Source organism: Nocardia blacklockiae (assembly GCF_015477355.1).
In the GTDB taxonomy this organism is placed as follows: Bacteria; Actinomycetota; Actinomycetes; order Mycobacteriales; family Mycobacteriaceae; genus Nocardia; species Nocardia blacklockiae.
This window is the reverse complement of record NZ_JADLRJ010000002.1, coordinates 815,612-827,171: the sequence shown is the minus strand read 5'-3', so window position 1 is coordinate 827,171 and position 11,560 is coordinate 815,612. Positions and strand designations below refer to the sequence as shown.

Sequence of the window (11,560 nt, the reverse complement as noted above, 5' to 3'; positions counted from 1 at the left end):
GGGGTTGTTGGGGGGTGGTTTGTGTGTTTTGGGGTGCGGCTTGTTCCTCCTTCGTCGCGGCGCGGCGGCACCCGAAAACCGAGACGCGCCGAAAACCTTGGGGGTTGGCCTATTTGGGGGGTATTTGAACTTGGTTTTTGAGGGGGGTGGGTGGGTCTTGTCTGGGTGGGTCTTGTGATGTCTTGGTCGGGGTGGGTGGAATGTGTTGAGGCGTGGGGGAATTGTTGTTGGCGCTGGGAGGGTGGTGCGCGGTAGGTCGGTGGGGAGGGTGCCCGTGACCTGGCTTGGGGAGGGGGTGTGTGGACGAGGGCGGCATTGGGGAGGCGAATGCCGTTGGGGGGTTTGCCGGTTGCGTGCCCGGGGTGGAGTTCGGGGCCTCGGGGTGGGGGGCGAGGAGTGGGAACTCGGGGGTGCCGACGGGCGCGCCGGAGGGTTTCCGGCGCGGGATCCGTTCGGGTGTATGGCGAATCGTGGCTGGTGCCCTGAGCTTGTGGGCACCTGCGGTACGAGCCTTGTGTGTGGTGCGGGAACTAGCGGCGAGAGACGCCGGCTGCCGTAGCGACGTGCGAAGGGGGAGGCCCCTCAGGCCTCCCCCTTCGCACGTCGATCAGGGTCAGCGGCGCCAGTCGTCGTAATTCTCGTCGTCATCCCAGCGCGGTACAGAATCGTCCGCGTCGTGCTCATCGGAGAGCACGCCGCTGCGCTGCGAGTCACGGGAGTGTCCCGAGAGCTCGCGCTGAAGGCTCGCGAAGTCGGTCGACGGCGAGCTGTACTTGAGCTCACGTGCGACCTTGGTCTGCTTTGCCTTAGCCCGGCCACGGCCCATGGCTGACCCCCTCGCGTCACTGCGGGGCGGCCTGGGGTGGTTGGCGGCCCCGTTCGAATTAATACTCTTCCTGACAGACACTTTAGCGTGTGTCCGGCGGTCGCGCTTCCATGAGTGGGGGAAGACTCCGGATCTGCCCGGGTTTGCCGGGTTGTCGCACCGTCGCGGAACCGCTACAGCACCCCGGGGATTGCCCGGATGATGCCCACCCGGGCACCGCCGCCCAGCACGGCGGGGGCGGCCAGGGCCGCGTGCTCGGCCGTCCACGCCACTCCCATCCGCTGCAGAATTGCCTGCGTCAGGGGCATCCGCGCGCGGTCGTGCCCGTCGTCGATCTTGTAGGCGAAGGCCCGGCCGTCCGGCAGCGCGCCCGCGTGCACGCCGTCGGCGCCGATCTTGCACACCAGTCCGGGGGTCGCCCGCATGGTCAGCAGGTCCGGTCCGTCCGTGCCGGAAATCACTCGCGGATGCGCGCGGATGGCATCGGCGACCCGGCGTTCCGGGGTGCCCGGCGCGGCGGTCGCGAAGGTCGCGTAGGCCCGGGCCAGATTCACCAGCGCCACCGGCACGATCGGCAGGCCGCAGCCGTCGATGCCCAGGTCGGACTCCGGTTCGCCGGTGAGGTCGGCGATGGTCGCCACCACCGCCTCCTGCAGCGGGTGCGCCGGGTCCAGGTAGTTCTCGGTCGGCCAGCCGTTGATCGCGCAGGTGGCCAGCATGGCGGCATGTTTGCCCGAACAGTTCATGTAGATCCGGCGGGCGGCCTCCCCGCGCTCGCGGCCGAACAGCGCCGCGGCCCGCGACGCCTCGTCGAAGGGCAGGTCCGGCGGGCATTCCAGCTGCTTCTCCGCGAAACCGAAGCGGTCCAGCAGGCGTTGCACCAGCGCGACGTGATCGGGCTCGCCGAAGTGCGAGGCGGTGGCGATCGCCAGCTCGGCGTCGTCGACCGGCTCGAAACCGTTGCGCAGCAGCGTGATCGCCTGCATCGGCTTGTTGGTCGAGCGCGGGAAGATCGGCAGGTGCACCTCGCCCAGCGCCACCTCGGGCTCCCCGGCGGCGTCCAGGATCACCAGCGAGCCGCGGTGGACGCACTCGCGGAAACCCGAGCGCACCACCTCCACCAGTTCGACGCTCACGACGCCACCTCGTTCTCCGGGACGGCCGACCCTTGCCGCGGCCCGATGACCGAGGCGGCGTGCCGGCGGGCATGCCGGGCGACCTGCATGCGGACATCGTCGGACACGGTCGGCTCGACCGCCAGCAACCGTTGCAGCCGTTCGGGATCGGCGCCGGTGAACAGGTCGCGGACCGTCACGCCGTGCTCGGGGACGTACTCCACCCGCGCCTCGTCGCCGGCGCCGACCGTGCCCTCGGTCAGCACCCGCAGGTACGCGCCGGTGTCCGCCCGCAGAGTGAAGCGCCGGACCCAGCGCTGTTCGCCGGACCAGTGCCCGAACGTCGCGCACGGCACCCGCGGCGCGCTCACCTCGAGCAGGGTGTCGCCGATCGACCAGCGCTCGCCGAGCACCGCGTCGCTCACCGGCAGCCCGGCGATCCGCAGGTTCTCCCCGAACCACCCGGCGGGCAGGGTGCGGTTCAGCTCGCCGCCCCAGCGCCGGGCGTCCTCCTCGGCGTAGGCGTAGACGGCCTGGTGCACGCCACCGTGATTCCTGGTGTCGCACACGTGATCTCCCTCGAGGCCCAGCGCCCGCGCCGCGACCCGGTGCGGAACCGGCCGCTTGTCGATGGCGGTGCGGCCCACCCGGCTCACCTTCGCGGGGAGTTCGAGTTCGGCGTGCAGCACGCAGACCGCGAGCACGCGGCCGACGGTTCCCGGGACGCTCGGCCCGGTCCGGTCGCTCATCGCCCGCGCAGTCGCTCGACGGCCAGCCGGCCCGCTTGCGGCGCGTCGTCGGAGGGCAGCGTGTCCGGATCGATCGCCGCGGCCATCGGGCCCGCCTCGAGAGCCGCGTCGGCGGGGACCGCCCGCTTGATCAGTGCCAGGGCGATCGGGCCGTATTCGAAGTGGTCGACGAGCGTGCCCAGGCGGCCGACCGTGCGGCCGCCCGCGGTGACCGGGTCTCCGGTGACCGGGCGGGTGTCCGCGGAACCGTCCAGGTGCAGCAACACCAGCTGTCGAGGGGGCTTGCCGAGGTTGTGCACCCGCGCGACCGTCTCCTGACCCCGGTAGCAGCCCTTGTCGAGATGGACCGCGCCGCGCTCGGTGACGCCGCCGATCCAGCGGGCCTCGTGCGGAATCGTCCGCTCGTCGGTGTCGACGCCGATCCGGGGCCGCAGCGCCGCCACCCGCAGCGCCTCGAACGCCCACATCCCGGCCGGCGCCGCGCCGGCGTCGGTGAGCCGGGTCCACCAGTCGGCCAGCGCGTCGCGCGGGATCACCAGGTCGAAGGAGTCGTCGGTGGGCCACGGCATGCGGCGCAGGAAGCCGCCGTCCGGCAGCGGGACCGCCGCGTAGGTCGGCGGCAGCGGGCCGATGCCCGCGGCGTCGGCGACCTGCTGTGCCTGCGGGCCGAGCAGGCTCAGGACCGTGTGATCCGGCGCCGCTTCGGGTTTCGCGTCGGCCCAGAACACCATCTTCTGCAGGAAGGACAGCAGTTCGGGCCCGCGCTCGCCCTCGGTGTCGATCCACAGCGTGCCGTCGAGATCGGTGAGGACGAAGTGGTGCTGCACCCGGCCGTTGAGGTCGAGGTCCAGATTCTCGGCGGTCTGCCGGTCGTCCAGTTGGGCGATGTGCTGGCTGGAGATGGTGTGCAGCCAGGTCAGACGCTCGGCGCCGGTGATGGTGAGCACGAAACGGTGCGAGCGGTCGACGACCGCGGCACGCTGCGACGCGGCGCGCTGCTCGCCGAACGGATCCCCGTAATGCCACGCGACCGCGGCGTCGGGACCATCCGGCGGGCCCGGGACGGCCCCCGGTGCGGTGAGCAACGGACTGGGCGGAGAAACCACGGACACACAACCACTGTATGCGGTGCGCGGCGGCCGGCCGCGCTCCGGCGGAAGTAGTGTTGTCGATCACCACGGTGTTGCCCGCCGACAACTGATCGCACTGTCGGCCGACCGGTTACCCAGCGTGGGTTCGGTACCCCTTCGTAGCACGCCCGATTCGCCTAGGCTGCTGCGCATGGTGGATCGAGTTCTGGTTGCACTCGACGGCACCGTCCGGGACCCGGACGAGCCGTTGCTCTACGCGGACGACATCGGCGCGCTGCGCGGTGACGGTGTCTTCGAGACGGTGCTGGTACGTGACGGGAAGCTCTGCGCGCTCGAATTACATCTGGCCCGGCTGCGGCGGTCCGCCGAGGCGCTGGACCTGCCCGATCCGGACCTCGGGCAGTGGCGCACGGCGGTCGAGACCGCCGCCAAGGAGTGGGGCAGCGAGCGCGAGGGCATGCTGCGCATGGTGCTCACCCGCGGCCGCGACAGCGTCGAATCCACCACGCGGGCCGCCTCGCGCAAGCCGGCCGACCGGGCGCCCGTGCCGACCGCGTACGTCCTGGTGGTGCCGGTGGCCGAGCGCGTGCACAAGGCCCGCACCGAGGGCGTCTCGGTGATCACCCTCTCGCGCGGCATCTCCGTCGACCTGGCCCCGAACGCGCCGTGGCTGCTGCTGGGCGCCAAGACCCTGTCCTATGCCACCAATATGGCGGCGCTGCGGTTCGCGGCGCGCATGGAAGCCGACGACGTCATCTACACCAGCACCGAGCACCGGGTCCTGGAGGGACCGCGCTCGACCGTCGTGCTGCAGCGCGACAAGCAACTGATCACCCCGCCGGCGCGGCACGGCGTTCTGCCCGGCATCACCCAGCGGGCGTTGTTCGCCGAGGCCGAGCAGGCGGGCTGGGACTGCCGCTACGAGTCCTTCTTCACCGCGGATCTCATTACGGCGGATAGTGTTTGGCTACTGGGCAGCGTCACGCTGGCCGCCCGGGTGGCGACGCTGGACGGCCTGCGGATGTCGCCGCCGGAGTGCGCGTCCGAGATCGCCGAGCTGGTGGATCGCGGCGTCGCGCGCACCTGGAGCGTGGCCGACTGGTCGTGAGGGCGACCGGAGTCGGAAGGCGTTACCGCACAGCGAAAAGCCGCGGAGTGTCGTGGCGTAGGACTCATTGATCTTCGGCCCGCCCGGCGTAGCCTTTACTACGACATGTCGTAGTACGGCACCAGGAGGGCCCATGGGCACCGGCAGCGCGGGAATCCGTCCACATCCGATGCGGACGATCGCGCCTCGATTCGGCGAGGCGCGGTCATGAACGTCGTCGATGTCTCGCGGTGGCAGTTCGGTATCACCACCGTCTACCACTTCCTCTTCGTGCCGCTCACGATCGGGCTGGCCCCGGTGGTCGCCGGGCTGCAGACGGCGTGGGTGGTGACGGGCCAGGAACGCTGGTACCGGCTGACGAAATTCTTCGGCAAGCTGTTCCTGATCAACTTCGCGCTCGGCGTCGCCACCGGCATCGTGCAGGAGTTCCAGTTCGGCATGAACTGGAGCGAGTACTCCCGGTTCGTCGGCGACATCTTCGGCGCCCCACTGGCTTTGGAAGGCCTGGTCGCCTTCTTCATGGAGTCGACCTTCCTCGGGCTGTGGATCTTCGGCTGGACGCGGCTGCCGAAATGGGTGCACCTGGCGACGATCTGGCTGGTGGCGATCGGCGTGAACGCGTCGGCCTTCTTCATCGTCGCGGCCAACTCGTTCATGCAGCACCCGGTCGGCGCGCACTACAACCCGGAGACCGGGCGCGCCGAACTGCACAGCATCATGGCGGTGCTCACCAACAACACCACGCTCGCGGCGTTTCCGCACGTGGTGGCGGGCGCCTTCATCACGGCGGGCACGTTCGTAGCCGGTATCGCCGGCTGGTGGATGGTGCGCAACGCCCGCTCGGGCGACGCGGCGAAGCTGGCGGAGGCGCGGTCGCTGTGGCGTCCGGCGGGGCTGGTCGGGATGTGGATCATCGTCGTCGCGGGTATCGCGCTGCTGATCACCGGCGACGTGCAGGGCAAGCTGATGTTCAAGCAGCAGCCGATGAAGATGGCCTCGGCGGAATCGTTGTGCCACACCGCGACCGACCCCGACTTCTCGGTCCTCACCGTCGGCACGCACAACAACTGCGACAGCGTCACGCACGCCATCGAGGTGCCCGGCGTGCTGCCCTACCTGGCCGAGGGGCAGTTCAGCGGCGTGACGCTGGAGGGCGTGAAGGATCTGCAGGTCGCCTACAACGAGAAGTACGGACCGGGTGACTACCGGCCCAACCTGTTCGTCACCTATTGGTCGTTCCGCGCCATGATCGGCTGGATCGCCGGCTCGGGCGCCATCGCGCTGCTCGGGTTCTGGCTGACGCGGCGCGGCCGGGTGCCGGATCAGCGCTGGTTCTCCTGGCTGAGCCTGCTCGTGATCCCGACGCCGTTCCTGGCCAACAGTTCCGGGTGGGTGTTCACCGAAATGGGCCGCCAGCCTTGGGTTGTCGCGCCCAACCCGACCGGCGACCTCGACATCCGGATGACCGTGCAGCAGGGCGTCTCCGCCAATTCGGCCGGGACCGTGCTGTTCTCGCTGATCGTGTTCACGCTGCTGTACGGCCTGCTGGCGGTGGCGTGGTTCTACCTGATGCGCCGCTATGTCGTCACCGGGCCCGAGGAGAAACCCGCGGCGCCCGCCGCGACCGGCGACGCCGTGCCGGTCGAGAAGCTGTCGTTCGCCTACTAGGAGCCGATGATGAGTCTGCCCGAATTCTGGTTCTTGCTGATCGGCATCCTGTTCACCGGCTACTTCGTGCTGGAGGGCTTCGACTTCGGGGTCGGCATGCTGATGCCGATCCTCGGCCGGGGCGACGAGACCCGAAAGCGGGTCCTGCTCAACACGATCGGACCGGTGTGGGACGGCAACGAAGTGTGGTTGCTGGTAGGTGGCGGGGCCATGTTCGCCGCCTTCCCGGAGTGGTACGCCAGCCTGTTCTCCGGGTTCTATCTGGCGCTGCTGTTGATCCTGGTGGGCCTGATCACACGGGCCTGCGCCATCGAGTGGCGCGGCAAGATCGACGATCCGCGCTGGCGGCGGTGGGCCGACCTCGGCATCGGATTGGGTTCGTGGATACCGGCTTTCGCCTGGGGCCTGGCCTTCGCGAACATCGTCCACGGGGTGCGGCTCAACGCCGACAAGCAGCTCGAGGGCGGGCTGCTGCCGCTGCTCAACGGCTACGCGCTGCTCGGCGGCGTGACGACCATGCTGCTGTTCCTGCTGCACGGCGTGGTGTTCGTGAGTCTGAAGACCGATGGCGAGGTGCGGGCGGCCGCGGTGAAATTCGAACGGCTGCTGTGGATTCCGACGGTCGTCGCGGTGGGCGCGTTCGGGCTGTGGACCCAGCTCGCCTACGGCAAAGGGTGGACCTGGGCGATGGTGGGGCTGGCGGTCGCCGGGCTGCTGCTCGCCGGTGCGGCGCTGTACCTGGGAAAGGGGAAGGCGCACGGCACCAAGGCCGACGGCTGGGCCTTCCTCGGCACCGCGGTGACCATCGTGAGCGCGGTGGTGCTGCTGTTCGGCTCGCTGTACCCGAACGTGCTGCCCTCCACCATCGACCCCGCCTACGACCTGACCATCGCCAACGCCTCGTCGACGCACTACACGCTGAAGATCATGAGCTGGTGCGCGGTGTTCCTGACGCCGATGGTGCTGATCTATCAAGGCTGGACGTACTGGGTGTTCCGCAAGCGCCTGACCACCGAGCAGATTCCGCCGGCGATCGGGCTGCCGATGGCGGCCGCCCGGTCGTCGGACGTGGTGAGGAGTTGAGCCGTGGCCCGGCCCGTGGACCCGCGCCTGTGGCGGTACGCCCGCTCGGCCCGCCGGTATCTCGTTGTCAGCGTGGGACTTTCACTGGTCACCACGGCGTGCATCGTGGTGGCGGCGCTGGCGCTGGCGCGGGTGCTCGCCGGGGTGATCACCGATCCGGGGCGTCGTAGCGTCGGGGCCTGGGTGGGCGAACTGGTGGTGTTCGCGGCGGCGGTCGGTTGTCGGGCCGCGGCGACCTGGTGGCAGGCGCGGCTGGCGCATCGGGCGGGCGCGGAGGTGGTGGCGGAGCTGGAGCGGTCGGTGCTCGGCGCGGCCGCGAAACTGCCGCCCCGCGAGCTGGATTCGCGCCGCACCGAATTGGCCGTGGTGGTCGGCAGCGGGCTGAGCGGGCTGCGGGCCTACCTGACCGGCTATCTGCCGGCGCTGCTGCTGGCCGTGCTGGTGCCGCCGATCGTGCTGGGGGTCATCGCGTTTCACGATCTCACCGCGGGCGCGATCATTCTGGTGACGCTTCCGCTGATCCCGGTGTTCATGGTGCTGATCGGATTGATGACGCAAGGACGGGCGGCCGCGACGCTGGCAGCGACCACCCGGCTGTCGGACCAGCTGCTCGACCTGTTCGCGGGCATGCCGACGTTGCGGGCGCTGGGGCGGGAGGGAGCCGGTCTCGGTTCCCGGCGTTCGCAACGGGACCGGGTCCGGGCGCTGGGCGAGTCGCTGCACGACCGGACGATGTCGGCGCTGCGAGTGGCATTTCTCTCGTCGATGGTCCTGGAACTCCTTGCCACACTGTGTGTCGCGCTGGTCGCCGTATCGATCGGCATGCGGCTCGTATTCGGGCACATGAGCCTGTACGCGGGCCTGCTCGGCCTGATCCTCGCCCCCGAGGTGTATCTGCCGCTGCGTGCGGTCGGGGAGCGATTCCACGCCGCGCAGGACGGGATGGCGGCCGCCACCAAGGCTTTCGCGGTGTTGGAGCCAGCGGGCGTGGATCGGATTGCGCCCGGTGGGGACGTGGTGCGTGGGGAATCAGTGGTGAGTGGTGCTGCGCTGGTAGGTGGTGGATCGGTGGCCGGTGGTGCCGGCGTGGCTCGTGGTGGAGGCTTGGCCTTTGATGGCGCGGTCGCGCGGGGCGAGGCGGCGCGTGGTGGTGGGGAGAGGCGTGGCGATAGGGCGGTCCATGGCGGTGGGGAGATGCGTGGTGGTGGGACGGTGCGCGGCGGCGGAAAGATGCGTGGTGGGGGCGATCTCGAGGGTTTCCGTGGGGTCGTGGAGGTTCGGGGGCTTGCGGTGTATGGGCGGGACGGCGGTGCGCCTGATGGGTTTTCGGCGGTGTTGCGGCCTGGGCGGGTGACGGTGCTGACGGGGCCGAACGGGTGTGGTAAATCGACTGTGCTGCAAGCTGTTCTGGGTCTGCTGGAGCCTGATCGCGGCGTGGTGACCGTGGATGGGGTGGCGGTGCCGGAGCTCGATGCCGACAGGTGGTGGGGGCGGGTGGCCTGGTTGCCGCAGCGGCCGGTGCTGTTGCCGGGCACGCTGCGCGAGAATCTGGAGTTGTTCGGTGCGCGGGTCGAGGAGCCTGCGGCGGGGCCGGTCCGGGTGCTCGGGGATTTGGAAGCTGCTTGCGCTGCAACCGGATTCGATGCCGTTCTCGACGAACTCCCGGAGCGCTGGGACACCCTTGTCGGTACCGGTGGCCTGGGGTTGTCGCTCGGGCAGCGGCAACGCCTCGCCCTCACTCGCGTCCTGGCCTCCGATCGTCCCGTCCTTCTTCTCGACGAACCCACGGCCCACCTCGATGACGCCGCCGAGGCCACGGTGCTGGCGGCCCTGACCGCTCGCGCCCGTGCCGGTGCCACGGTCGTTGTGGTGGCCCACCGGCCCACCGTGCTCGCCGCCGCCGACGAGGTGGTCGAGGTGGGTGGTGCTACGTACAGGTCCGCTGTCGTCGCACTGCCCGGCGTGGTCGACGCCATTGACAGCGAGCCGCCGAACAACCGGACCGGGCTGGTTCACGACGCGCGAGAAGAGCTAGTTCCCGACGCTCGGGACGGACTGGTTCATGTGGCTAGGGACGGGTCCGCCGGTGCCGGGCGTGCGGGCGGGGTGTGGCGATGAGGCAGGCGCTGAAGGACTTTCGGCGGATGTGGGAGCTGTTGGAGCTGTCGCGGTGGCGGGTGGCGGTTTCGATCGGGTGGGGCACGCTGGCGCTCGGCAGTGGGCTCGCGTTGGCGGCGCTGGCGGCATGGTTGATCGCGCGGGCCTGGCAGATGCCCCCGGTGCTGGACCTGAGCATCGCCGTCGTGGCCGTCCGAGCATTGGGCATCGCCCGCGGCCTGTGCCGCTACCTCGAGCGTCTCGCCACCCACGACGTAGCTCTCCGAGCCATGACCACCGCCCGCGCCCGCGTCTATTCAACCCTGGCAGCCGCCGACTTCTGGACCATGCGGCGCGGTGGGGGCGAAGGGGTTGGGGCCGATGGCAATCCGGCGAGGTTGCGGCGTGGGGATCTGCTGACTCGGATCGGGACCGACATCGATGATCTCGGGGCCGTGGTGGTGCGGGCGTTCGTGCCGATCGCGGTGGCGGTGGTGCTGTCCGTCGCGGCGGTCGGGCTGCTGGCCGTGGTCTCGCCCGCCGCGGCCGCGGTGCTCGCGGTGGCGCTGGCCGTGGCGGGGATCGTCGCGCCCTGGTTGTCCACGCGGGCCGCGCGCGAGGCCGAACTGGCGGTGCGGGCGGACCGGCGGGAGTTCACGGCGGCCGCGGTGACCGTCCTCGATCACGCGCCCGAACTGCGCGTGGCCGGTCGCTTGCACAGCGCGCTCGACGCGGCGGCCGATGCGAGCCGGCGGGCCGTGGCGGCGGAGGACCGTGCGGCCTCCCGCAGCGCCTGGGCGGCCGCCGCCACCCCGCTGTCGATCGGTGTCAGTGTCCTCGCCGCGCTGCTCATCGGAATCATGTTGTACGGCAGCGGAACCGGCGCACCGGCCGACCCGCTACAGCCCGCCCCGCCCGGCGGCATCACCCCCATGGCCCTGGCCGTCCTGGTACTCCTGCCGCTCTCCGCATTCGAGGCGGTCGGCGTCCTCCCCGCCGCCGCCCAAGCCCTCTCCCATGGCCGCGCCGCCCTGCACCGCGTCACCACCGCCTCCTCGCCACCCCTCCCGCGCCCCACGACCGCGAATCAAACCGCCGCACAAGCGGATCGGCCACAATCTCGCACCGGGTTCGAGTTGCCTGCTGGTCGGCGCATCGCTGTGGTCGGGCCGAGTGGTGCCGGGAAGACGACGTTGTTGATGGAGTGGGCGGGGCTGTTCGATACACCCCGCCCCTGTGTCACGTTCTTCGCCGAGGACGCGCATCTGTTCGGCACCACTGTGCTGGAGAACCTGCGTGTGGCTCGCGGTGATCTGACGGAAGCGGAGGCCGAAACCGCTCTGCGCGCGGTGGGACTCGGGCCGTGGCTCGCCGGTCTCCCGGAAGGTGTGCACACCGAGTTGGTCGGCGGCGCGGCCGCGGTCTCCGGCGGTCAGCGCCGCCGCATCCTGCTCGCCCGCGCCCTCGTCGCCCCTGCCGACGTACTGCTGCTCGACGAGCCCACCGAACACCTGGAAGCCGAAGCGGGCGCGGCCATCCTGCGCGCCCTGCTCGACGAACACAGCGGACTCGTCGCCCCGGACCGCACCGTCGTGGTCGTCACCCACCAACTCCCGCCGGACCACCGCGCCGACACCGTCGTCGAGGTCCACCCGGGTGGCCACCTCTCGCTTCGCGCCACCGCGACGGCAAACCACTAGGCGGCATCGCCACCCATCCCCACTGAACTGCGCCGCGGCTGCGAGCAACCGTCCGTCGGCCCCACGCAGGGCGTTGGCGCACGAGTACGCGAGTACGAATGCGGGGCCGCCCAACAAGATCCG

At 70.4% G+C, this 11,560-nt stretch carries 9 protein-coding genes; 5 read left to right on the top strand and 4 right to left on the bottom strand.

Annotated elements, in window-relative coordinates; all coding sequences use genetic code 11:
- Positions 1-613 precede the first annotated feature (613 nt).
- From IU476_RS09500 to ygfZ, 4 genes are all read right to left on the bottom strand, one after another.
- Positions 614-826 (bottom strand): DUF3073 domain-containing protein, encoded by a 213-nt coding sequence (locus IU476_RS09500; protein ID WP_195098666.1) that lies wholly within the window; start codon positions 824-826, stop codon positions 614-616.
- Positions 827-999: 173 nt separating this feature from the next.
- On the bottom strand, positions 1,000-1,962 hold the full coding sequence (locus IU476_RS09495; RefSeq protein WP_195098665.1) for an asparaginase: 963 nt from the start codon (positions 1,960-1,962) through the stop codon (positions 1,000-1,002).
- On the bottom strand, positions 1,959-2,690 hold the full coding sequence (locus IU476_RS09490) for an MOSC domain-containing protein (RefSeq protein WP_195098664.1): 732 nt from the start codon (positions 2,688-2,690) through the stop codon (positions 1,959-1,961). The genes IU476_RS09495 and IU476_RS09490 overlap by 4 nt, the downstream gene beginning before the upstream one ends.
- A complete protein-coding gene (ygfZ, locus tag IU476_RS09485; RefSeq protein ID WP_195098663.1) occupies positions 2,687-3,802 on the bottom strand; it encodes a CAF17-like 4Fe-4S cluster assembly/insertion protein YgfZ in 1,116 nt (371 codons plus the stop codon). The genes IU476_RS09490 and ygfZ overlap by 4 nt, the downstream gene beginning before the upstream one ends.
- Positions 3,803-3,971: 169 nt before the next feature.
- Here ygfZ and IU476_RS09480 point away from each other — a divergent pair, with 169 nt between their 5' ends.
- The 5 genes from IU476_RS09480 (at position 3,972) to cydC (ending at position 11,437) form a co-directional block, all read left to right on the top strand.
- Positions 3,972-4,889, top strand: a complete 918-nt coding sequence (locus IU476_RS09480) for an aminodeoxychorismate lyase (protein WP_195098660.1) — start codon at positions 3,972-3,974, stop codon at positions 4,887-4,889.
- A 207-nt stretch (positions 4,890-5,096) separates the two neighbouring features.
- Positions 5,097-6,557, top strand: a complete 1,461-nt coding sequence (locus IU476_RS09475) for a cytochrome ubiquinol oxidase subunit I (protein WP_195098658.1) — start codon at positions 5,097-5,099, stop codon at positions 6,555-6,557.
- A gap of 9 nt (positions 6,558-6,566) precedes the next feature.
- Positions 6,567-7,640: a cytochrome d ubiquinol oxidase subunit II gene (cydB, locus tag IU476_RS09470; protein WP_195098656.1), complete on the top strand. Its 1,074-nt coding sequence runs from the start codon at positions 6,567-6,569 to the stop codon at positions 7,638-7,640.
- A 3-nt stretch (positions 7,641-7,643) separates the two neighbouring features.
- Entirely contained in the window at positions 7,644-9,758 is a 2,115-nt protein-coding gene (locus tag IU476_RS09465; protein WP_195098654.1) for an ABC transporter ATP-binding protein/permease, read from the top strand.
- Positions 9,755-11,437 carry a thiol reductant ABC exporter subunit CydC gene (cydC, locus tag IU476_RS09460; protein ID WP_195098653.1) on the top strand — a complete coding sequence of 561 codons (1,683 nt, stop codon included), beginning with the start codon at positions 9,755-9,757 and terminating at the stop codon, positions 11,435-11,437. Before IU476_RS09465 ends, cydC begins: the two co-directional genes overlap by 4 nt.
- Positions 11,438-11,560: the final 123 nt, after the last annotated feature.

Excerpts from the sequence above, each read along its gene's own strand:
- IU476_RS09500 (WP_195098666.1), bottom strand. The coding sequence starts at position 826 with ATGGGCCGTGGCCGGGCTAAGGCAAAGCAGACCAAGGTCGCACGTGAG.
- IU476_RS09490 (WP_195098664.1), bottom strand. The coding sequence starts at position 2,690 with ATGAGCGACCGGACCGGGCCGAGCGTCCCGGGAACCGTCGGCCGCGTG.
- IU476_RS09480 (WP_195098660.1), top strand. The coding sequence starts at position 3,972 with ATGGTGGATCGAGTTCTGGTTGCACTCGACGGCACCGTCCGGGACCCG.
- IU476_RS09475 (WP_195098658.1), top strand. The coding sequence starts at position 5,097 with ATGAACGTCGTCGATGTCTCGCGGTGGCAGTTCGGTATCACCACCGTC.
- cydB (WP_195098656.1), top strand. The coding sequence starts at position 6,567 with ATGAGTCTGCCCGAATTCTGGTTCTTGCTGATCGGCATCCTGTTCACC.
- cydC (WP_195098653.1), top strand. The coding sequence starts at position 9,755 with ATGAGGCAGGCGCTGAAGGACTTTCGGCGGATGTGGGAGCTGTTGGAG.